This window comes from Methylocystis sp. H4A, assembly GCF_015709545.1.
GTDB lineage: Bacteria > Pseudomonadota > Alphaproteobacteria > Rhizobiales > Beijerinckiaceae > Methylocystis > Methylocystis silviterrae.
In genome coordinates this window covers 47,283-68,685 of record NZ_JADNQY010000013.1, presented here as the reverse complement: position 1 = coordinate 68,685, position 21,403 = coordinate 47,283, and the positions used below count along the sequence as shown (strand labels likewise).

General features: G+C 59.5%; 21 protein-coding genes and 6 pseudogenes. 16 read left to right on the top strand and 11 right to left on the bottom strand.

From position 1 onward, the window contains the following. Positions 1 to 15: 15 nt before the first annotated feature. Together IYW40_RS02010 and IYW40_RS02005 are read left to right on the top strand one after the other, a co-directional pair. Positions 16 to 213, top strand: a pseudogene (locus IYW40_RS02010) (ATP-binding protein); the annotation flags it as partial. A 198-nt stretch (positions 214 to 411) separates the two neighbouring features. Next, a complete protein-coding gene (locus tag IYW40_RS02005) occupies positions 412 to 882 on the top strand; it encodes an Hsp20/alpha crystallin family protein (protein ID WP_109026938.1) in 471 nt (156 codons plus the stop codon). A gap of 265 nt (positions 883 to 1,147) precedes the next feature. Here the strand turns inward: IYW40_RS02005 and IYW40_RS02000 are convergent, their stop codons facing one another. After that, positions 1,148 to 1,399, bottom strand: a complete 252-nt coding sequence (locus tag IYW40_RS02000) for a NepR family anti-sigma factor (RefSeq protein ID WP_109026933.1) — start codon at positions 1,397 to 1,399, stop codon at positions 1,148 to 1,150. 362 nt (positions 1,400 to 1,761) lie between these two features. On the opposite strand from IYW40_RS02000, the gene IYW40_RS01995 reads away from it, so the two are divergent. Then, positions 1,762 to 2,193, top strand: coding sequence for a cupin domain-containing protein (locus IYW40_RS01995; protein WP_158273655.1), 432 nt, complete (start codon positions 1,762 to 1,764; stop codon positions 2,191 to 2,193). Positions 2,194 to 2,298: 105 nt separating this feature from the next. Then, complete coding sequence (locus IYW40_RS01990; RefSeq protein ID WP_109026924.1) at positions 2,299 to 2,565, top strand: hypothetical protein; 267 nt, start codon at positions 2,299 to 2,301, stop codon at positions 2,563 to 2,565. A 94-nt stretch (positions 2,566 to 2,659) separates the two neighbouring features. Here IYW40_RS01990 and IYW40_RS22020 read toward each other — a convergent pair whose 3' ends face one another. Together IYW40_RS22020 and IYW40_RS01980 are read right to left on the bottom strand one after the other, a co-directional pair. Beyond that, a complete protein-coding gene (locus IYW40_RS22020; RefSeq protein WP_192879626.1) occupies positions 2,660 to 3,064 on the bottom strand; it encodes a J domain-containing protein in 405 nt (134 codons plus the stop codon). A gap of 23 nt (positions 3,065 to 3,087) precedes the next feature. Then, a complete protein-coding gene (locus tag IYW40_RS01980; protein ID WP_109026923.1) occupies positions 3,088 to 3,519 on the bottom strand; it encodes a hypothetical protein in 432 nt (143 codons plus the stop codon). Between the two features lie 1,493 nt (positions 3,520 to 5,012). On the opposite strand from IYW40_RS01980, the gene IYW40_RS01975 reads away from it, so the two are divergent. Further along, positions 5,013 to 5,318, top strand: a complete 306-nt coding sequence (locus IYW40_RS01975) for an antibiotic biosynthesis monooxygenase (protein WP_109026922.1) — start codon at positions 5,013 to 5,015, stop codon at positions 5,316 to 5,318. A 90-nt stretch (positions 5,319 to 5,408) separates the two neighbouring features. Then, complete coding sequence (locus tag IYW40_RS01970; RefSeq protein WP_109026921.1) at positions 5,409 to 6,386, top strand: helix-turn-helix domain-containing protein; 978 nt, start codon at positions 5,409 to 5,411, stop codon at positions 6,384 to 6,386. Positions 6,387 to 6,743: 357 nt separating this feature from the next. On the opposite strand, the gene IYW40_RS01965 is transcribed toward IYW40_RS01970, so the two are convergent. After that, positions 6,744 to 7,727, bottom strand: a complete 984-nt coding sequence (locus IYW40_RS01965; RefSeq protein WP_109026920.1) for a helix-turn-helix domain-containing protein — start codon at positions 7,725 to 7,727, stop codon at positions 6,744 to 6,746. A 165-nt stretch (positions 7,728 to 7,892) separates the two neighbouring features. Between IYW40_RS01965 and amoC the strand changes: the two genes are divergently transcribed. Continuing rightward, a complete protein-coding gene (gene amoC, locus IYW40_RS01960; protein WP_109026919.1) occupies positions 7,893 to 8,666 on the top strand; it encodes a bacterial ammonia monooxygenase, subunit AmoC in 774 nt (257 codons plus the stop codon). Between the two features lie 208 nt (positions 8,667 to 8,874). Beyond that, a complete protein-coding gene (locus tag IYW40_RS01955) occupies positions 8,875 to 9,465 on the top strand; it encodes a hypothetical protein (RefSeq protein WP_245435102.1) in 591 nt (196 codons plus the stop codon). 154 nt (positions 9,466 to 9,619) lie between these two features. Here IYW40_RS01955 and IYW40_RS21585 read toward each other — a convergent pair whose 3' ends face one another. Further along, on the bottom strand, positions 9,620 to 9,832 hold the full coding sequence (locus IYW40_RS21585; protein WP_245435149.1) for a hypothetical protein: 213 nt from the start codon (positions 9,830 to 9,832) through the stop codon (positions 9,620 to 9,622). A gap of 85 nt (positions 9,833 to 9,917) precedes the next feature. Between IYW40_RS21585 and IYW40_RS22015 the strand changes: the two are divergent. Beyond that, a pseudogene (locus tag IYW40_RS22015) lies at positions 9,918 to 10,043 on the top strand (hypothetical protein); the annotation flags it as partial. A 182-nt stretch (positions 10,044 to 10,225) separates the two neighbouring features. Further along, on the top strand, positions 10,226 to 10,540 hold the full coding sequence (locus tag IYW40_RS21575) for a hypothetical protein (protein ID WP_245435146.1): 315 nt from the start codon (positions 10,226 to 10,228) through the stop codon (positions 10,538 to 10,540). 103 nt (positions 10,541 to 10,643) lie between these two features. Here the strand turns inward: IYW40_RS21575 and IYW40_RS01945 are convergent, their stop codons facing one another. Further along, the gene (locus IYW40_RS01945; protein WP_109026916.1) at positions 10,644 to 10,829 is read right to left on the bottom strand and encodes a hypothetical protein; all 186 of its coding nucleotides are present in this window, start codon (positions 10,827 to 10,829) and stop codon (positions 10,644 to 10,646) included. 73 nt (positions 10,830 to 10,902) lie between these two features. On the opposite strand from IYW40_RS01945, the gene IYW40_RS01940 reads away from it, so the two are divergent. Next, complete coding sequence (locus tag IYW40_RS01940; RefSeq protein WP_124740578.1) at positions 10,903 to 11,394, top strand: hypothetical protein; 492 nt, start codon at positions 10,903 to 10,905, stop codon at positions 11,392 to 11,394. 435 nt (positions 11,395 to 11,829) lie between these two features. Here the strand turns inward: IYW40_RS01940 and istB are convergent. Together istB and IYW40_RS01930 are read right to left on the bottom strand one after the other, a co-directional pair. Continuing rightward, positions 11,830 to 12,575, bottom strand: a pseudogene (gene istB / locus IYW40_RS01935) (IS21-like element helper ATPase IstB). An 11-nt stretch (positions 12,576 to 12,586) separates the two neighbouring features. After that, positions 12,587 to 13,369, bottom strand: a pseudogene (locus IYW40_RS01930) (IS21 family transposase); the annotation flags it as partial. Positions 13,370 to 13,374: 5 nt separating this feature from the next. Between IYW40_RS01930 and IYW40_RS01925 the strand changes: the two are divergent. The 4 genes from IYW40_RS01925 (at position 13,375) to IYW40_RS01910 (ending at position 16,688) form a co-directional block, all read left to right on the top strand. Beyond that, positions 13,375 to 13,683: a DUF5372 family protein gene (locus tag IYW40_RS01925; protein WP_196399181.1), complete on the top strand. Its 309-nt coding sequence runs from the start codon at positions 13,375 to 13,377 to the stop codon at positions 13,681 to 13,683. A gap of 176 nt (positions 13,684 to 13,859) precedes the next feature. Further along, entirely contained in the window at positions 13,860 to 14,336 is a 477-nt protein-coding gene (locus IYW40_RS01920; protein WP_196399180.1) for a helix-turn-helix domain-containing protein, read from the top strand. A gap of 143 nt (positions 14,337 to 14,479) precedes the next feature. Continuing rightward, positions 14,480 to 14,617: a hypothetical protein gene (locus tag IYW40_RS01915; RefSeq protein WP_196399179.1), complete on the top strand. Its 138-nt coding sequence runs from the start codon at positions 14,480 to 14,482 to the stop codon at positions 14,615 to 14,617. Beyond that, on the top strand, positions 14,610 to 16,688 hold the full coding sequence (locus IYW40_RS01910) for a recombinase family protein (RefSeq protein WP_196399178.1): 2,079 nt from the start codon (positions 14,610 to 14,612) through the stop codon (positions 16,686 to 16,688). The genes IYW40_RS01915 and IYW40_RS01910 overlap by 8 nt, the downstream gene beginning before the upstream one ends. Before the next feature lie 6 nt (positions 16,689 to 16,694). Here IYW40_RS01910 and istA read toward each other — a convergent pair. After that, a pseudogene (gene istA, locus IYW40_RS01905) lies at positions 16,695 to 17,444 on the bottom strand (IS21 family transposase); the annotation flags it as partial. A 762-nt stretch (positions 17,445 to 18,206) separates the two neighbouring features. Here istA and IYW40_RS01900 point away from each other — a divergent pair. After that, complete coding sequence (locus tag IYW40_RS01900) at positions 18,207 to 18,419, top strand: transposase (protein ID WP_109026914.1); 213 nt, start codon at positions 18,207 to 18,209, stop codon at positions 18,417 to 18,419. A gap of 190 nt (positions 18,420 to 18,609) precedes the next feature. Here the strand turns inward: IYW40_RS01900 and IYW40_RS21570 are convergent. Both IYW40_RS21570 and IYW40_RS01895 read right to left on the bottom strand, forming a co-directional pair. Next, positions 18,610 to 18,871, bottom strand: a pseudogene (locus IYW40_RS21570) (IS1380 family transposase); the annotation flags it as partial. Between the two features lie 228 nt (positions 18,872 to 19,099). Then, complete coding sequence (locus IYW40_RS01895; protein ID WP_109026913.1) at positions 19,100 to 21,391, bottom strand: copper-translocating P-type ATPase; 2,292 nt, start codon at positions 21,389 to 21,391, stop codon at positions 19,100 to 19,102. Between the last annotated feature and the right edge of the window lie 12 nt (positions 21,392 to 21,403).

Sequence of the window (21,403 nt, the reverse complement as noted above, 5' to 3'; positions counted from 1 at the left end):
AGCCGCCGACGCTCTGGCCAACTCCTCTTCCACCTCGTCAGCCGGCTCTATGAGCGCACCTCAGTGATCGTCACAACCAATCTCGCCTTCGGCGAATGGCCCAGCGTCTTCGGCGACGCCAAGATGACGACCGCTCTCCTCGACCGCCTCACCCATCACTGCGACATCGTCGAAACCGGCAACGAAAGCTGGCGCTTCGAAAACCGCGCCTGAGGCCGACGCGCCGCCCAGGCCGCTGCCGTAGTCGGCGTAACTCCGGTCGGGCTACGCCCTCCCTCCGTCACGCCGACTACGGCACAAAACGCACGCCTGAAAAGGGGTCCCTTTTCGGCGCCGATCTGGGGTCCCGGTTCAATGCTGATTGACAGCTTGGGAGCGGGCATTGGCGTTCGCATATCCTAGGAGAGCACAATGAGATTGCCGAGCCTGTGGTCCCGTCAGGACATAGACCCCTTTCGTTCGCTCCGACGCGAGATGGAAGATGCGTTTCGTATCTTCGATACCGGTCTTCCGACCCTGAGTGTCGGAGCGAAAGCGCCTGCGATTAACGTCGCCGAAACGGTTAACGCCATCGAGGTGACGGCCGAACTTCCCGGCGTCGAAGAAAAAGACATTAAAGTAGGCTTAGAAGGCAACCGGCTCACCATCGCCGGCGAGAAAAAAGAAGAAAGCCAAAGGGACGAGAAGGAGTGGCACGTCGAGGAGCGCAGCTACGGCTCGTTCTATCGCTCAATGTCCTTGCCATTCACTCCCGCTGACGGAGCCGTGGAGGCGCATTTAGACAAGGGCGTTCTCCACGTCACCGTCAAGAAACCTGCCGAAGCCGCTAGCGCCGCCAAGACAATCGAAATCCAGGCCGGCCAGCCTCCGAAGCAATCCTGATTGGAGGGCGCAAGACAAATACTCGCACGCGAGTAAATCTCGCGTGCGCTCAGGCAACTGCGTCGTGATTCCTTCTTGCGACAAGCAGGATTGCGCCACCCGCACAGTTTGCAACTCCTCTGAGGTCCCCGCGAGTAGCAGGCGCTGGATTGACGCCGCCGCGGTAAGCGACACTCGGCGGACACATGAATTTCGGCGGCGTCGATTCTGCTGGCGATTTTTCGCCTAAAGGGCCTATGCCTGAAGCGCTTTCATGATTTTCCGCTTAGCCCGCCCTCAGCTGTTGACGGACGAATCGGCTGAATAAACCCCGCTCCTTTGGACTATTTATTGAGGCGTCGCGCTTTTTTTGGCGGTCCGGGACGCCGAAAACCAAGACCCTGTCCGTTTCTAGCCTCTCCAGGAGATCAAGAAACCGATCTGGAAGCGGCTCACCAAGGATGTCACCGTACATGGCGCGGAGCTGTTCGCCGATTAGGTCTTCGACCTTTTGGGGGAGCAAGCGAGGTTGACCCATCTGACACCTTTAGGCGACATAAATGACAGACTCAGGGTCAGCTCGGGTTGCGGCCACAATATGAAGAAGTGACAGTGGCGTGTAAGTGAGCGCCGATTTTTAAAATTTATGACAAATTGGCTGCGGGTATGGGCATCTAGACTAGCAAAGCACGGCGTTGTGGGTGATTGCTGCGAAGGCGGAGCTCAAGCTGAAGTGTTGAAAACGAAGACTCCACAATTATGATGCGGCGCTGCCCGCCAGTCGCTGTTTCAAGCCACGCGCCCGCCGCGGACTTAGCGACGACCAACGTTAAGCTGCCGAAGACTGAAACCGAGGAGAGCTTTGCGCGACGATTGTGGCGCGCGCATTTGGAGGCGTCTATGTTGAACTTCGTCGTCGCTTTCGCCATCTTGTTCCTTGCCGCCTCGGCCAGCGCCAAGGCGGACGAAGTAGAGATCAAAGGCTTTCACCAGAAAATCAAAGCTGAACTCTCGGACCTTGGCCAACTCGCCGAGCTCAACGGCAAGTACCGTATCCGCGTGACGCAGACGACCATCGACCCAGGGGGCTACATGCATGCGCATCTTCACCTCGGGCCGGGGCTGCGCTGCGTCCTTTCCGGGGAGATGACCTATACGCTCGGCGGAACGCCGACCATTTACAGGGCGGGCGATTGTTTCGCAGAGACCGGCTCGGTCGCCCATGAATCGAGCAACACTGGCGCAGCTCCGGTCGAACTTCTGACCTTCGAACTGCTGCCCGCCAGCGCGCCGGAAGGCAAAGGTTCGGCGATCCCGGTTCCGGCGAAATAAACCAGAACCCCGGGATGGTTCAGATGCAAAGGGCAAGTCTCGTTGTCGCAGCTGCGTGCACCGTGCGAAATGATAGACCTTTGAGATGAGCGGGAAGTTCAATAAATGAACCATAAGCATCGGACAATTCTGCACGCCTTGTTCGCGCATCCAATGAGTAGCAACATCGATCCAAAGATCGTCAAGTCAATGTTGGAAGAGCTGGGAGCTGAAATAACTCGTACTCGGCACAACCATTTATTGGTGACGCTGAGCGGCTTTTCCCATGGATTCCACGACGTCCATCATAGCCTTCCAAAAGACGAAATTGCCGCCCTGCGCAAATTCCTGACGGACGCCGGGATCGATCCTGCGCGCGACTATCCTCTTTAAACCAGCGGTGAGCGACAGGTCACGACATGTGATGGCTCGTCGGGGCCTGTCGCGCCTCGTCGAGGATCGTCGCGATCAGACGCGGTGCGTTCTATTATGATTTACGACGGAGAAGCTTTGCCAGGTCGTGCGCGGCGGCGAGCAAGTCGTGAGATAGACGCCACCACAAAAGCCGGAATGGCGCATGTGCATGCGTTCGCCGAAAATATTCCTCTCGCTCCTGGGAGGAGCGCTCCCAGTGCCGATACGTGCGCGCCATGAACTCGTCAAAGGATTCCTGCCGTGGCGGTGGGGAAGTGCTCGCGGAAGAGCCCGCCGGCCGTCCGCATCGGGCGAGCGCGTACTCATAGGCTGCGGTCAGTTGGACGAATGCTTCGTGCGATCCGCTCTTCTTGTCGGGGTGTCGCTCGTGCGCGAGCAGCCGATACGCCGCCTTGATCTCCACGGCCGTCGCAGATCGCGCGACGCCGAGGATACTGTATGGATCGGTGCTCGTCATGCTACCGACGGTGGGAAACGTTTCTAATTGCCGCGCACGGTTAGGCGCGCATCCGTCTGCAATGGGACCGCGAGAAAATTGTTTTCGTTCGCGACCATGACGGTGATCGTAACGGGCACGGTCGTCATGCCCGAAACGTCACTCGGCTTGCAGCTCGTGTTTTCCATCACGATCGTTCCTGACACGCGCGCCTTGTCGGGAACGAAGCGCATGACACGATCGCGATACGATTTGTTGCGCTGCAACTGGATCGCCAGTGCGTCATCGAATAGTTCGAGCCCCGAGCCGCTTTCGACCTCTGAGCAAGGACCAGCTGAGATGCCCCTGCGCTTAACGGCCAAGCTCAGAGGCATGCCTGAATTATTTTCAATAGTGTATGCAATGCGAGCGGCAATAGGAATTGGATCGCCTGTGGGCGTCCCTTGAATGTAGAGCGTATTGCTTTGCGCCAGCATGCTGTTGACGGTGAGCTTCAGCGCGTCGGCCTTGAGCCGGTTAGCGAAGCTGTCCGGCGTGATGTCATCGGCAAAAGCTAGCGACGGAAGAAGCGCAAATAAAACGGCGATGATCCGCGTGTGATCCCCCTCAAATATCGGGGAAGGGAAGCGCGGCTTTGCTAACGAGTCAAGGCGTCAGAAGCCGCGCGCACAGCAGACAAAAAAGGAGCGCCCGAAGGCGCTCAGTAAAGATCGATCGAAGGCACGTCCTTCTCGTCCATTAAGAGGCGAGCACGTTCACGCCGTTAATGGTGATATCGGCGAGGAAGGCGACGACATTAGCGACGCCATGCGCGGAAGCCTGCAACACCTGCAACGGGTCCCGCGCGACATAGGCCATCGCCCCGTTCCGGCATGGGCTCGACACGCGCAGCCTCAATTGTGCCGTCGGCGTTCCAAAACATCAGAAGGTCTGTCCACAGAGCATCAAGCTGATCTTCCCAACGGGAAAGAACCCTTTTTTAAAAGGCTTGCGGGGGAGCGATGCGCCTTCAGATGCGTCGAGTCGATCATGATGCGCTTGGACTTGGGGCGTTCGCCGACGACCGCCGCGAAGATGCGGTCGAAGACCCCGAGCCGCTAGCGGATGAACCGGTTGAAGAGAGTCTTGTGCGGCCCACAGTCTTTGGGCGCATCCATCCGTTGCAGACCATGCTTGATCACATAGACGATTCAGCTGACTACCCGACGATCGTCAACCCGCCGCACTCCGTGCGCCAACGGAAAATACGGCGATATCCGTGCCATCTGGCGCGCGCTGAGCAAAAAACAAATCATTCATCAAAGCCTCCATCTCGGAGACTTTGAATCGCGCCTCAATCAAAATTGATAGGTCCTGAGCCTAGCTGTCGGTCTGTTTGACCTTTGAAAAGTCAGCCCACCTGAACCGCACACCGACGCTCGCCGCATCTTCTCGCTCGACGAGCCCGAAGGCTCGGACAAGTATTCATGGGCCTGGCGCTTAAAGGCGCTCATACCCTCGATTGTTATGGATGACGAGGCAGAAGAGGGCGGCTCAACACAAGCATGGGCGCATGGCACACTTGAAGCCAATTTTGGCAAACTTGGCCCCCTGTGGGTGATCAAGCCTTCGTTAAATCTGTGCAACATAGCTCATCACGAGCGAGAGCGGGTGAGAGTATTACTATGCAAACAGGCGCTAAGAGCCAGCGGCTCAATGGAAATGTCCTATACGCGATAGCTGTTGCAATCTGGATCGTGGCGATATGGGTCACCGCATTTTACGTTGCAAGTGCAGCTATAGCAGATGAAAGCGCCGGTGTCGGAGGCAATAGCTTTCTACTTGGCTCTACCATGGCGACAGCCGGGGTCCTCACTTTCTTTTCGATTCGGGAGTTTCTTGGGGCGTACAGGCAATGTCACGTGACGGAGGCTTCACGTCCTGTCGGCGCTGACCGCTGTAATCCAGATCAAGCTAAGGAGAAAGTCCAATGACTAAGCCAGGATTGTTTGTTGCTCTTGAAGCCAAGGTGGGAAAAGAGAAGCAATTAGCTACCTTCTTGAGAGACGCGCTGCCACTCGTCGAGGCAGAACCAAATACCGCCAGCTGGTTTGCAATCCAGATGAGCCTGTCAAGGTTTGGTATTTTCGATACCTTTCCGGACGAGAAGGGGCGCGAGGCCCATCTCTCTGGAGGAGTAGCCAAAGCACTAATGGCGAACGCTCCGGATCTCCTGGAGAAGCCTCCATCAATAGAAAAAATTGAGATCTTGGTTGAAAAACTCCCCAACCGATGACCAAATGAACGAGCGTCAACGCCGGACCAGTAAACCGGAGGCGGAATTGGTGTCGGGGGCGGCGCTGTGCTGACCCCAAGCAGGCTGGCTATGGAAATTGTCGTGCTCGGCTTCAACGGCTGCCTAGGAGCCGGATTCGTTGGCTCAGTCGATATGCTGAAGCTCAGCTCGCTAATGATCAGCAAAGAGGACAACCGTCAGCCTTTCAAGACTTTGACGGCGAGTTTTAATGGCAAGCCATTTGAAGATAGTAGCGGGCGCGCTCTAAGTGTAGAAAAGAGCGTCACTGCGATCAAGGCGTCAAGCGCGATAGTGGTACCTGGCTATCTATGCGACGACAATGCTGACTTCCTGTCAACGCCGCAGATTGGTACATTGGCCGCGTGGCTTCGCCGTCAACATGCACTTGGTGCTTTGGTATGCGCTTCGTGTAGCGGCGTGTTTATTCTTGGCGAAGCTGGGTTACTTGATGGTCGCCGTTGCACAACCACGTGGTGGCGTCACGATGAATTGAAAAGCCGCTATCCGCGAGCCGACGCTATATGGGGCGCTCCGCTCATCGAGGACGAGAGGATAGTAACGTCGGGCGGGCCTTTATCGTGGGTTGACTTGTGTTTGCATGTCATTCGTTCGCTGTGTGGTGGAGATGCTGCAAAGATAGCTGCTGATTTCGCGGTCGTCGACACGGCCCCCTCGACGCGCTCGGTATATGCTCCACTTAGTCATTTTGCTGCGGCGAACGCCTTCTTGCTTGAAGCGGAGCACGTCGTCCGGCTAGCTGGAGAGGACCCTATGACAGCGCAAGACCTCGCACGCGCACTTGGCATGTCGAGTCGGACTTTGAATCGGCGGCTAAAAGAGGCGACCAGCGAGACGCCAAAGCAATTTATTGATCGCGTGCGCTTCGAAACCGCTCGAATGCTACTTGAGACGACAAAATGCTCGCTGAAGCAACTGGCTGCAAGCTCTGGGTATTCGGATGCAGCGAGCTTTCGACGAGCATTTTATCGATACTCCGGCATGACGCCTGGGGCTTACCGTACCCAGAGTCGCAATCGACAAACTTAGGCTCCGGACCCATAAAGAGTCCCATCGGTTCGAATTTCTGACTCGGGGCTTCGGAGAGGGAGGCAGCTAATGATTCGCAATTTTTTCTGGCTTGACTGTCACGGAACGCACGTCAAAGACAGTTCCGTAAGCGTCGAATGCGTGTGCTGCCACAGTCACCCTCCAGCATGAGCCACGCCTATGTTCGAACTTCTTCCGCTCGAGCACAATGTGCCCGCTGAGAGGGGCTCGTTTAGCGACGTGGGCGCTCCGGTCTGCTTTGTTCGCGTGCAAATAAGGTCATATCTCTCGGCGGGAGGCGAGAGGGGCCTGTCATCATCACTACAAACCTCACCGAATGAATCACGAGTACACGTTTCACGCAGTCCCTCGGCGCGCTTTTATCCATGCCCTATAGGCACCTGGGGTCATTCCAGAATACCGCTGAAATGCGCGGCGAAAGCTAGTTTGATCTGAGTATCCTGAGGTCTGCGACAACTCTTTAACGGAATGTGCAGTCGTCTCGAGCAGCGTTCGAGTGATTTCAAAACGTACTCGATCGATGAAGCCTTTCGGAGTTTCTCCTGAGGTTTCTTTAAGGCGTCTGTGGAGCGTCCTCTCTGAGGAATTGAGCGCAACTGCGAGTTGCCGGGCTGTTAGCGGTGCATCACCGGCCTGGCGAACCACCCTCTCAGCTTCAAGCAAGAACCGGTTGGACGCTGCCAAATGTCCGGGAGGGACATAAATGGTTTGAGTTGATGGCGTCGTGTCAACAACCGTGAAATCTGCAGCCTCTTTCGCGGCGTCACCACCGCAAAGAGAGCGAATGACGTGGAGCGAAAGGTCGATCCATGAAAGCGGCCCGCCCGCAGTTACAACACGATTTTCTTCAATAAGAGACGCACCCCACGCGACCTGTGCGCGTGGATAATTGGCCTTCAAATCATCGTGCCGCCACCACGTTGTTGTGCAACGGCGACCATCAAGTAGCCCAGCCTCGCCAAGAATGAAGACCCCGTTGCAGGAGGCGCACACAATTGCGCCAAGCGCATGTTGATGCCTCAACCAGGCCGCGATTGCACCAATTTCGATAGAGAGTGACAGACGATTATTACCATCACATATGTAAGCTGGGACGATGACAGCGCTGCAAGACTTGATCGAATCAAGGCCCTTATCTACCTCCTGCCGCCTACGGTTTCCGTCATCAAAAGGCGCGCCATTAAAGCTCGCGGTAACGACTTCAAACGGCAGCGGTCTACCTGGCTTCGTGAGCATCCGAAGACTCATCGTAAGCATGTCATAGGGACCCAGAAACGCAGACCCGATGCAATCGCGATAGCCAAGGACAACAACATCCATTGCGACGCCCTGACGTTTGGCAGACTTTGTCTCGAGTTTGGCAAACTCGATGGCAAGCCCGGTATTCTTATTGTCAAACGAGACTAGCTGTAATCGATCTCAAGGTCGAGCACATTTCCCTCACGGGAGGAACCAAGACCGCCCGGATCAATCGGAGGATGAAAAATGAGTGTGACAACAGAAGTTGCGGGCCGGTCCCGTGCAGAAGTGGAAAAAGTTGTCGACCTAAGGGGAATGTGGATCGGGCTCGCCGTTCTGAACGGGTTCTATCTGATCGTGCGCATATACGAGCAGATTTACGGCTGGCGGGCTGGCCTCGATTCATTCGCGCCGGAGTTCCAGACCTATTGGATGAGCATTCTGTGGACGGAAATTCCGCTGGAGCTCATCTCAGGCATCGGCCTCGCCGGCTGGCTCTGGAAGACGCGCGTGCGTGACATGTCGACCGTGACGCCGCGTCAGGAGATGAAGGCCATCGCCGACAATGCAGCCTGGCTCGTCGTCTATGCGGCGGCGATCTATTGGGGCGCGTCTTTCTTCACCGAGCAGGACGGCACGTGGCACATGACGGTGATTCGCGACACGGACTTCACCCCGTCGCACATCATCGAGTTCTACATGAGCTATCCGATCTACTCGATCATGGCGATCGGCTGCTTCTTCCATGCGAAGACGCGAATCCCCTACTTCTCGAAGGGCTATTCGATTGCCTATCTGATCGTCTCGATCGGACCCTTCATGATCATTCCGAACGTTGGCCTGAATGAGTGGGGCCACACGTTCTGGTTTATGGAAGAGCTGTTCGTTGCGCCGCTGCATTGGGGCTTCGTGTTCTTCGGCTGGATGGCGCTCGGCGTGTTCGGGGTCGTGATCCAACTCCTGCTGAACATCCATCGTGTCATCGGCAAGGAAGGCGTCGAACTGCTGACCGGCGCGTAAGGCTCAAGATTCTCGCGCCGCGGCCGCGTTTGGACCTCCTGACGAACGACGGCGCGGCGCGGGAGGGAATGCGAAAAACTCCCAGAATCGAGCTCATTTCGTCGCCTCTCGCCGCCTTCTGCGGCGGGAGGCGATGGACGTCAGACCAAAAATTGCGGCATTCTCGAATCTAGAGACGCGGTGCCGGAAGACGAGTGGAGGCATGCTCATGATGAGGCTCCTATTGATTCTCCTCGCGGCGATCGGCTTGATCGCCCGCGCGGACGCACAGGCGGTGCGCAGGGATTCCGCCAAGGCTTTCCAGAAAGTTCGCGAATGCGCGACCCAGATGGGGCCTAACATCATAACCTTCAGCTTCTATCAGCCGACGCAATCGCGAAGCCAGTTCTGCGAGGACATTCCTGAGACAGGACCGACGACCATCGTGGTCGACACGATGCAGGACGAATTGCGGGACATGATGGTGGAGATCCGCATCGTTGAGGCGGACCCGAAGGGGGACGACGAGGCTGCGCCGAACGAAGCCTACCTGCCGCCCGCGCAGTTCCAGACCGGCGTTATCCAGCTCGAACACGACTTCAGGAAGCAAGGCGACTATGTGGCGCTCGTGCGGGCGCGCAGCGAAGATGGGCGCAAGGAATACAACGCCCGTTTCCCCTTCTCGGTCGGGGAAGCGTTTCTACGCGATTGGACTGCGGTCGCCGTCGCTACCGTCGTAGCGCTCGCTCTGGGCGCGGGCTGGTACGCGCATGTCTTCGGCAAGCGATCGTCGAAAAAGACCAAGCTCCGCCACGCGTGATGGCGACCGTTTGCTCCCTTGGAGCGAACGGTCTTCGCGCTGGATCGTATCGCGAGCGCAACGAAGCAATCCACTTTTTAGTGCGACTCCTGGATTGCTTCGTCGCTTACGCTCCTCGCAATGACGGTCTTTGCATTCCAAAAACGGCGTGCATCTATGTCGACGCTGTGCCCGGCTCCTCGAAGGCCAAAGCCGCTCCCTGCCGCATGGGCGTCGCGCCGGCCGCCAGCACGTAGCCGAGGCGGTCGAGGCTGGCATGCCCTTCTTCTCGATCTCGGGCTCCGACCTCGTCGAAATGTTCGTCGGCGTCGGCGCGTCGTGTGTGCGCGTCATTGCCGCCGCCAAGGCCGGCGGACAAACTCGGCACGGTCGCCTATGCCGATACGCACCAGGAACATTTCCTCGGCTATTCGATCCGGCACCAGACGATCTCCAAAGCGACGTAGCAGACGATCGACGCCGAAGTGCGGCGGCTGGTGCAGGAAGCCTATGATGAGGCCAAGCGCATCTTGACCGAAAAACACAGGCAACTCGATACGCTCGCGAATGGGGTGCTCGAGTTCGAGATGCTGACGGGCGAGGAGATGAAGGTTCTACCCGAGGGCAGGCTACCGCTGCGGGAGTCCATGGAAGTCAGGTCACCAGATGATAGGCGGCCAATAGTCGATCCATCCGGTTATGACTCGAAACTGCTTCATTATTGCTCATATCGTAACTGCATTTTTCCCGAATCTCATCCTAGCAGGCTTAATGGCGTGGGATGTGCTACCGGCCGTTCATCAGTGAATCCGTGCCGGACATCCCAACGCCGGCCGGCGTCGTCGCCAAGACGGAAACGCCGCGCCGCGTCCTTTTCGAGCTCTCGCTGCAGAACCAACGGCCCGTGATCGGCGGGCGCGGCACTTCCGCCGAAGCGATCATCGAATTGGGGGGAGGAGTCAACGCGGCGGGGGCGATCGAGGGTGACAAGCCGATGGCGGACGAGGCCATCATCGCGGCGGCGCCTGACATGGTCGTGATGATGCGTCGCGACGGCACGGCCTCGGAGGAGAACCATGGAACTCAGAGGAGTTAGGCTCCGTTAGTACGCCCTTGGCGTCGGCACTCGACGGGATTCTATGTAGGCTACGTGCTCGCCACCATTGATGGACGACAATCGTCAGCACGCCGCTGCGCGTCTACTTTTGGTCAAGCTCCTGTTCCAATTTCTCCAATAGCGCTTGTAACTCGTCGGGCAGCGGTTCCCCGATGATCTCTGTGAGCTTAATCCGTAGCTCCTTGCCGATTTGCTGGAGACCGGCGAAGGGCAATTCCTGGAGTTCGCGAGCGAGCGGGTCGCTTCTTTGGTTGTTTTTTTCTGTCATCACGGCCCGCCCGAGGCCGCAACTTTTCTGCGGTGGCTTTGTTCCATGATTTCTTAACAGTCGGATTCGCGCCATGTTCGGCCCGGTCAAGGCCAGGTTGCTCGGGCCGGCGTCCAACCCAGGCGCGCGCAGTATGCTAAGCACGACGCCACTCCGTACCGAAGACAGCTTGCCGCCGGCGGCAGTCGTCTATGACCGCCTCGATCGGCAGCGCGTCGCGCAGCTCCGCCGAAAAAAATCCAGCGCGCACAAATTCGCCAAAAGGCTGCAATCCGCGTCGCGCCATAAGGTCGCGGAGAGAGCGGTAGGCTGCGGCCGCCACGGTATGGATCGCCAGTTCGTCTTCTTCCGCAAACCAAAAGCGGATCGCGGCGTCCAGTTTCTCCTGGCAGCGGCCGCGTTCGTCACGGGCATGCCCGCGCCGTCAGCGTCCAACTACATGCCCTTGCTCAACCAACGATACGCTATCCCCAAGTTGGATTTGCCAGACGCAACATCGCCTCGCCTAACCCTTGGCGGCGATCGCAGCGACGCAGACGGAGGCAAGTTTGTCCCTTCGGGTTAGGGCGCGCGTGTGGCGGTGAATGGCGCTGCGATAACCGTCGTCGCCCGCGCAACGCCATAAGGCGGCAGTTTCGCCAGAATGTCCGCGCCCGCCGGGTAAACAGCGACTTGACCGCCGGTTGTCAGAAGGCGAGAGGCAGCGTTACGCGTCGGTTAGCGCATGAATTTTGGTCACGCGTCTTGCGCGCGACTGGCGATTGCCTGGGCGTGTTTCTTTGCCGCTGCGCTCGCCGAAGGATGCGCCTACGCCGCTGAAGAGCCGACAAAGACTTGAGTCGGCGGGTTGCCTGACGATTCCGACGAAGGCGCCCGTCTGTAACGGGATAATGCCGCCCGGGGATTCCGGGATAATGGCGCCCCCCTTTTACGAGATGATCCCGCCCGGGCGCCGCGTTCGTTGACCGACGAGATTTGTCTCACCTCCGATTGTTTTTGGTCAAGTCGTTTTGGGTCCTTTGGCGCGGGCGCGGCGCAGGCTCTCGCCGACGAGTTCTACGCGATGCGCGTTGTGCACGAGGCGGTCCAAGATCGCGTCGGCGTAGGTGGGATCGCCGATGACCTCATGCCATGAGGTCACGGGAAGTTGGGATGTGACGATCGTCGATCGTCGCCCATAGCGCTCTTCGAGGATTTCCAGGAGATCGTGGCGGGCGCCGGCGTCGAGCGGCTCGAGGCCGAAGTCGTCGAGGATCAGGAGATCGGCGCGGCCGAGGGATTTGATAAGACGCGGTGGCGCCCATCGCCGCGCGCGAGTGCAAGGTCTTCGCAGAGCTTCGGCCAGCGATGATAGACGACCGAGCGATTGTCCCGGCAAGCCTTCTGGCCGATGGCGCAGGCGAGCCAGCTCTTGCCGACGCCGGACGGACCGACGAGGGCGAGATTGTCGTGGGCGTCGATCCATTGGCCCTCGGCTAGCTTCTGGAACAGGGCGCGGTCGAGCCCGCGCGCGGCGCGGTAGTCGACATCTTCGATGCTGGCCTGCTGGCGGAGTTTTGCGGCGCGCAGCCTGGCCGTCAGCCGCTTGTCGCGTCGAAGAGACGCTTCTCGATCAAGCAGCAGCGCGAGCCAGTCGTTGCGGTCGATCCCTTTCGCCTCATCTGTCTCTGCGAGTTCGGCGAAAGCCTTGGCCATTCCGTAAAGGCCGAGGGCGTGAAGCTGGTCGAGGGTGGGATGTTTAAGCAAGTCGCTGTCTCCTAATGATAGTAGCGCGGGCCGCGGATATTGGGGTGAAGGATCGGAGCCGCGTCCGCGGCGCGCTTTGCCGCCGGCTTCCGATCGAGCTTGTTGTCGAGGATGGATTTGACCGAGCCGTAGGTCTTCGCGCCGATCTCGATGGCGCGCTCCGCCGCGGCCTCGACGCGCTCGGACCCGTAGGGGCCGACAAGGCGGACGATGCCCAGACAAGCGCGATAGCCCTGTTCGGGATGAGGCCGCGCCTCCAGAATCTGCTCGCAGAGCGCCGCCGTCGCCGGGCCGATCTTGCGGGCGTCCTCGCGGATGCGTTCAACGGTCCAGCCGGCATAGCGCCGGTGGCTCGACGGCATGTGCTCGGGAATGGTCGTGTGCTTGCGGTTGCCGCTCATCCGCAGATGGACGGCGATGCGCTCGCTCTTGCAGAAAATCTCGACGCCGCGGACGGTCAGGCGCGCTTCGACCTCCGCCCGGGCGAAGCGATAAGGCACGGAGTAATAATGCGCGTCGATCTCGACGTGATAGTCGATGCCGACGCGGCGCAAGCGCCATTCGCAATATTCGTAAGGCTCGACTGGAAGCGCCTTCAATGCCGGGCGGTCGATCTCGTCGAACAATTGGCGACGGGTGACACCGAGCCGGCGGATGGGGCGCTCCTCGTTGAGAGTTTTCAGCATCCCGTCGATGGCGGCGTTGACCTCCGCGAGGCTGTAGAAGGTTTTGCGACGCAGCCTGCCGAGCAGCCAGCGTTCGACGATCAGCACCGCCGATTCCACCTTCGCCTTGGAGAATGCCGCCAACTGCGGATCGTGTGGGAACGATCCATGACAAGGTGCATGTCATCCACCCGTTCCATCCGCTGAGCGGGCAAGAGATCAACGCGGTCTGCCGACGCTCTCACTGGGGTGAGGATCGCGTCGTCTACTTGGGCAAAGACAATCGGCTTTGCTTCATCTCCGCCGCATGGACAGATATCGACCCGGGGGATGAGTTCCGGCGGATTGCTGATGGCCGGGCGTCGTTTCGCAGCTGCGATTTATTGGCGCTGCATTGCTTGCTCGACGAACTTACGGCGCGTCTGGAGGCTGGCGATGTGTAAAGCCAATTTCGCCTATGATGTAAAGGTAATGACGCCGCATAACCCTTCGGTTTGTCCTTGGCTTGCTGAGAAAAGCTCGACTATCTGCTCGCATCCTTACCAAGAGTGCCGGCAAAGAGAGGTTGACAGCCAGGAATATGCGGCGTATTTATGTTTACATATATCCGGGGCCGCGCATGGCGAAGGCAAAACGACAAGACCCGAAAAGGGAAGCACTCGCGCAGGATGGCGCGCTCAATCCTCACCCAGAAGCCGTCCGCGACGCTCTGTTCGCCGGCAATCCATTCTTCGACCCGAACGACTTGCTCCAGGTCCGTTACGAGATGGTAAGGCGCCACAAGGTGGATGGCCTCAGCATCAGCGACGTCGCCGAGAACTTTGGGGTCTCACGACCGACCTTCTACAAATCCCGGAACGCGCTCGAAATTGCCGGGCTTTCGGGTCTGCTGCCCAGGCAGCGCGGGCCAAAGGGTGGACACAAAATCTCTGCCGAAGTCCTTGCCTTCATCGTCGAACTCAAGGCCGGCAGGCCCGAAGTGACGGCGCAGCAATGTCTCGACGCGATCGAAACACGTTTCGGCTTCAAGCCGCACCGGCGCAGCCTGGAACGCGCGCTCGCGGGCAAAAAAAAACGCCTCAATCCAGCAATCTGACGCCCCCTCCGGCAGACGCGGCCATCGCATACGAAGAACTGCGCGCAGCCGTCTTGTCCGCCCAGCAAAGCAGCTGTTTCGGCCTCGGCGTCATTCGCCGCCGTGGTCTCGCGGCATGGATCAGAGATCTTGGATCGGAGCCTTTGGCCAAGCCTCCCGGCTTCTATCACCGTCCGCCAGATCACGGGATTGCGCAGGTTCCAACGCCCGCATCGGACGAACTCACCCGCCTCATCGCCGGAATCGTCATTACTCTCACTGCGGAGACCGCTCATGCCTGACCTCAAGGTTGCCGCCAGCCATCTCGATCGCGACGCCTATCTTTACATCCGTCAGTCGACGCTGCGGCAGGTCGCCGAGAATGGCGAGAGCACGCTGCGCCAATATGCGTTGCGCGATCGCGCCGTCGCCGCGGGTTGGCCAATCGAGCGCATTCGCGTCATCGATTGTGATCTCGGGAAGTCCGGATCGAGCGCGGCGGCGCGCGACGGCTTTCAGAAACTCGTCAGCGAAGTGGCGCTCGGCAAGGCCGGCATCGTCATGGGACTGGAGGTCTCGCGGCTGGCCCGCAACTCAGCAGATTGGCATCGCCTCATCGAGCTGTGCGCGCTGGCGGGCACGCTCATTCTCGACGAAGATGGGGTGTACGATCCGGCGAGCTTCAATGATCGCCTCTTGCTCGGATTAAAGGGAACGATGAGCGAGGCGGAGTTGCACATACTCAAGGCGCGCATGCGCGGCGGGCAACTCAATAAGGCGCGCAGAGGCGAACTCGAAATGGGACCTCCCGTCGGCTTGGTCTATCGGAACGACGGAACAATCGGCCTTGATCCAGACGTGCAGGTGCAGAACGCCATCCGTCTGGTCTTCGATACCTTCGACCGAACCGGCAGCGCGGTCAAAACGGTCCGGTTCTTCAGAGAACAAGGCTTGCTTTTTCCCCGACGGCTGCGAACCGGTCAAGACAAAGGGGAACTCCTATGGGCGCTCCCGCAGCATGCGCGCATCCTGCAAGTCCTCCACAATCCGCGTTATGCCGGCGCGTTCGTCTATGGTCGCACGCGCACGCGTCACCTTCCCGACGGTGGTATCGTCGTAATCAAAGTGCCTCGGGCCGAATGGCAGTTCGTCGTGCCGGGAATGCACCCTGGCTATATCGACTGGGACTGCTTCGAAGCCAACCAACGGCGCCTGACAGATAATGCTCGGGCCTTCGGCGTGGAGCGGCGTTCGGGACCTGTCCGAGAGGGCCCGGCGCTGTTGCAGGGTCGCGTGCTGTGCGGTTTATGCGGCGAACGCATGGGCGTCCACTACAACCAAGAACATGGCCATACCGTCCCGGTCTATATTTGTCAGGAAACTCATATTCGCCGCGCTGGAAAAGTTTGCCAGACGGTTCCCGGCAAAGTTGTCGACGCGGCCATCGGCGCCCTGCTGCTGGAATTGATGACGCCGATGAACTTGGAAATCGTCATGGCGGTTCAGCGCGAACTCGAAGCGCGCTCCGCCGAGACCGACGCCCTGCGGCGTCAACATGTCGAGCGGACACGCTACGAGGCAGAACTCGCGCGGCGCCGCTACATGAAAGTCGACCCCGACAATCGTCTCGTCGCCGATGCGCTCGAGGCGGAATGGAATGAAAAACTGAAGCTTCACACCGAAGTCGCCGCGGACTACGAAAAGCGGAGCAAGGAACGGGCGGCTATCCTGGATCAGGAAGCGCGCCGCCGCATTCTCGATCTTGCCGCGCGTTTCCCACAAATCTGGCAAGACCCTCGCGTTCCCGCAGCTGAGCGCAAGCGCGTTCTGCGTCTGCTTGTCGATGACGTCACCTTGATCAAGGCCGAACAGATTACCGCGCGGGTGCGGTTGACGGGCGGCGCAACTCGCACTCTCGTCCTCGATCGGCCATTGCCCATCGCTCAGATTCGCAAGTTCAAACCCGAACTCGTCGCCGAGGTCGATGATCTTCTCGACCAGCATTGCGACCGCGAGATTGCGGAGATTCTCAACAGTCGTGGTCGGCGAACATGGGAGGGCAAACCCTTCAACCTGAAGAAGATTGCATTCATTCGCGGGGCCTACAATCTGCTCAGCCGCTATGAGAGATTGCGTCGCCGCGGAATGCTCACGACCAGTGAGATTGCACAACGGTTCGGCGTCTCGGAGACCGCCGTCCACCAATGGGGGCGTGAGGGCCTCCTAAAGAGATGCTACAAAGACACACTGAACCGCGGCCTCTGGGAAGTCCCGCCGGGCCAGACGATCCTCAAAGGCTGCGGCGGACGCGACGCCCGCCCAGCCCGCCTCGCGTCAATCACAACGCCATCAACCGAACAAGGTGCAGTATGAAGCAATTGCCTTGTCGCGCGGTTTTCTGGGCCGGGCCGGCAAAAGCGCGGCGCCGTAATGCGCCGCCATGTCGGCGTAGGTGCGGTTGACCTGTGGATCGTAGAAGCAGGCTTTGACGATGGCGGTCTTGGCGTTGTCCGGCACGATGAGCTGCGGAACGCCGCCGATCGCCTCAAGCGCGCCGACATGGGCGTCGATCCAGTCAGGAAGCGTCTGCGTCCAGCTCGCTCTCGCGAATGTGAGGCTCGACGCGCCCAGCACCGCGACGAATATCTGCCCCATGCGCACTTCGCCGGTGAGCCTGTCGACGACGACGGGAACGCCGTCGCCGGCGTAATCGACGAACAGGCGCTCGCCGGCGGCGTGGGTCTGCCGCATGGTCACCGACAGCGTTTTCTCGAAGGCGCGATACAGCTCGCAAAAGCGCGAATAGCGATAGCCGCCGGGGTTCTCGGCGATGTATTCGTCCCACAGGATCGTCAGGGTGACGTGCTTGCGCTTCAGCTCGCGATGCACGTTTGCCCAGTCCGGCTCTTCGACGCGCCGGTGACCGCGCTTGCTGCGCCGGTTGGCGTAAAGCGCCGCCTCCAGCGCGTCGTCGTTCATTCCCTCCGGCAGCGGCCAGGAGAGCCCGGCGCCCTCCGCGCGTTCGAGCGCTTCCCGAACCGTCGAACGCGGCATGCCGAGACGCCGGGAAATCTCGTGCGCTGAAACCGACGCGGTCTTCAGCCGAATAATCTCGCGCGCCTGGCGCATCGTAATCCGCTCCGCTGGCATGAATCGCTCCCCCTTGGATTGCCAAAGGAGCGACTTGATCAGGCCAACGGCGGCGGTGAGCCACTGCACGAAATCACCCGGGCGGGATCATTCCGTTGCAGGGGGCGGGATCATCTCGGAATCGGGGGGCGCCATCATTCCGTAACGGGTGGGCGCCTTCATCTCGTTTTAGGGGGCGCCATCAAGCGGAATCAGCAACGCTGCAACTCCGGGAGCCAAACCACGCCTATCCGAACACGTGCGAGCGCATCAAGCTCCGGGACAGACGGCAAGGGGGCAGCTCGCGGAAACTAGAGGAGCCGCTATGAGAGACGAATGACGACCCGCGCCCACATGTTCGCTGGGTGGGCGGGGGCGTTATTGGTGGTCTTGCTATGCAGGTCTTGGCGGCCCTTAGAACACAATCGCTGCGGTTGTCGTGAAGCTCGTTGGCGGAGCTGCTTAGGGTTTTTGTTCTAGTCGGGGCTGAGCCGGCGAGCCGGCGCAGGGTCTTTCGAGCCTGCGCCGATACATCAGGCGAGAATGACTGGCTATCGATGCCTACGGCTCATCCAGTCGGCGCGTGCACGGCCGGCACTCGCTTAAACTCGCGCGTTCAGCGTCACATAGGCCGAGCGCGGGGTGCCTGGCGTGTTGTTGTTGTTATGCTCGAAGACATAGTACGTAAGCGCTTAGCCGATCCCCTTCTGCCGAAAATGTTCTGATCATGCGAAGAAGCCCCTGCTTTCGAGGGTGGCTGTAATGACCAGAGACGTCAAAATGGACGCCCAAATGGGCGTCTCGAAAGAAGGCTACGCGGGACGGATTGAGGTGGTTGCCGGCCCCACGGGCCGTCGGCGACGCTCTGAGGCGGAGAAAGCTCGGATCGCCGCCGAGAGTCTGACGCCGAACGCCATCGTGGCCGATATCGCTCGCCGATACGGAGCGACGCGCTGGCAGATCTACGATTCATAGTACCGCGCGCCAGCCAGATTCTCGACGTTGAGCTATCCCGAGACATTCTCGCTCAACCTGATGAACAAGGCGCCGTCCACGCGCGCGTAAACGGGCACCACGACGAAATTGTCGATCGCCGGATAGAACTTGGAATTGTACCACGCCGGCGCCGACGCCCAGAACGCCAGGGCCCGCCGAAGCCGCTCACGTCGTTCACGTCCTGGTAGCCGGCGAGCCGACCTAACCCAGACCGCCGTAAATTGCCAACCAAGAGCATGCTCTTGCCGGTGCAGGCGCCGGCAAGAGTCTCGCCCGCCATGCCGCTCAGGCCAAGCGCGTCGTCGAGTTCTCGATAAGGCGACCACGCCAACATCAGAGGTCACGACCGAACCCCGAATTGCATCTTTTAGACGGCGGTCAAAATCGAGCCTGAGAGCCTCTCCATCCGATTCACCCGCCGCGTTCGTCATCGCCGCCTCACTCAACGAGCCTAACCTTCTAAAAATTGCTATAAATGACGAATTGTACAGTGAAATCAGAGTTCATCCGGCGAGTGCGGGCCAAAATGTTTGCTCTCATAACGCGGGCGAGAGTTCCGCCAATGACAGATGCTGTGAGTGTGGCAAAGTGGTGAGAGAACAGCCGGCGCTGTGGGAGTGGTGACTGCCCCCGCACCGAATAGTCCTATAGCCCTCTGCTTAGGTCGTATATGGCGGCATCTCAATTTTTCGCTCGGGGTCCAACCTGGCTTGCTTCAGTCGCAGGGAATTGACGACGACGCTTACAGATGACAGCGTCATCGCTGCGGCGGCGATCGTTGGTGATAAGAGTAGCCCGAAGATCGGATAGAGCGCGCCAGCGGCAATGGGCACGCCCGCGGCATTATAAATGAACGCAAAGAACAGATTCTCGCGGATGTTGCGCATCGTCGTCTTGGAGAGGCGTCGACCACGCACGATGCCCCCGAGATCGCCCTTCAGCAAAGTCACCCCCGCGCTTTCGATCGCGACATCGGTTCCGGTTCCCATGGCGATTCCGACATCGGCAGCGGCCAGTGCAGGGGCATCATTCACGCCGTCTCCCGCCATGGCGACGATTCGACCCGCCTCGCGCAAGCTGGTCACGACTTTGCTCTTGTCCTCAGGGAGGATCTCAGCTTCGATCTCGCCGATTCCCAAGCGTTTGGCGACGGCCCGCGCCGTTGTCCAGTTATCGCCGGTTAGCATCACGACATCGACGCCATCTTCGCGCAGCGATTTCAGCGCGGCGTCCGTCGTCGCTTTGATTGGGTCAGCGATGCCGATGACGCCGGAAATTCTTCCGTCTATGGCGACAAAGATAGCAGTCGCGCCGTCTTCCCGCAGGCGTTCAGCGTCGCTATCGAGCGGCGTCGCATCGACGCCGAGCTCCACAAGGTATCGACGATTGCCGATCGCGACCACATTGCCTTCGACCCGACCGATGACGCCCTTGCCCACGGGGGAATCGAAATCCGTCGCACCTTTGAGCGCGAGCCCGCGCTCGGCTGCGGCCTGAACGATTGCGAACGCCAGGGGATGCTCGCTGGCGCGTTCAAGACTCGCCGCCGTCGCCAACAGATCTTCCTCGGAGATCCCGGTGACGGCGAGGATGGCCGTGACGCGCGGCTTGCCTTCGGTGAGCGTCCCGGTCTTGTCCACCACCAGCGTGTCTATTTTTTCCAAGCGCTCCAGCGCCTCGGCGCTTTTTATCAGCACGCCCGACTGCGCGCCGCGTCCCACGCCGACCATGATCGACATCGGCGTCGCAAGACCGAGCGCGCAAGGGCAAGCGATGATGAGAACGGAGACCGCTGCAACAAGGCCATACGTCATGCGTGGTTCCGGTCCCCAGATTGCCCAGGCAAGAAATGCAATAACGGCGATGAGAATGACGGCGGGCACGAACCATCCCGCCACTTGATCGGCGAGGCGCTGTATTGGCGCGCGGCTTCTCTGCGCGGATGCGACCATCTCGACAATCCTTGAGAGCACGGTGTCGCGGCCAACCTTCTCCGCGCGCATCACAAAGCCGCCAGTCTGATTAAGCGTGCCGCCGATGACTCTGTCGCCTGCAATCTTCGTCACCGGCATGGATTCGCCGGTGACCATGGACTCATCGACCGAACTGCGGCCCTCGACGAGTTCGCCGTCCACAGGAACCTTTTCTCCTGGACGGACGCGCAGGCGCTCGCCGACCTTCACAAGATCCAGCACAACTTCTTCGTCGGATCCGTCAGCGTTAATCCGAGTCGCCATTTTTGGCGCGAGATCGAGGAGCGCGCGTATGGCGCCGCCGGTCTGTTCCCGCGCGCGCAATTCAAGAACTTGTCCAAGCAGAACAAGGACGGTGATAACCGCCGCCGCCTCGAAATAGATCGGGACAGAGCCATCGAGGTTGCGGAATGCCGGCGGGAAGAGCGACGGCGCCAATGTTGCGATGACGCTGTAAATCCAGGCGATGCCCGTTCCCATGGCGATGAGCGTGAACATATTCAGATTACGTGTCACGAGCGATTGCGCGCCTCGAACCAAAAACGGCCAGCCAGCCCAAATCACGACCGGCGTCGCCAAAATAAGCTGAAGCCAGTTCGACGCCTGCGGCGCTAGCAAGTGATGGAGATTGAATAAATGTCCGCCCATCTCCAAGACGAGCACCGGCGCCGCCAACGCCAGCCCGATCCAGAACCGCCTAGTCATGTCGACGAGTTCGGCGTTCGGTTCGGCTTCGGTCGAAGCGACGAGTGGCTCAAGCGTCATGCCGCAGATTGGACAATTTCCGGGCCCGATCTGACGAATCTGCGGATGCATCGGGCATGTGTAGATAACGTCCGCTACATGGGATGGGTCTTGATGCGCATCCTCGATTGTGACACCGCCACGGGCCGTCTTCGATTCCTCATGCGAGGCGCGATCATGCCGATGCTCGTGGGCCACTCGGTTCATCCTTCCTTGCGCCGTCAGAAGCGGCATCGTAATTGATCT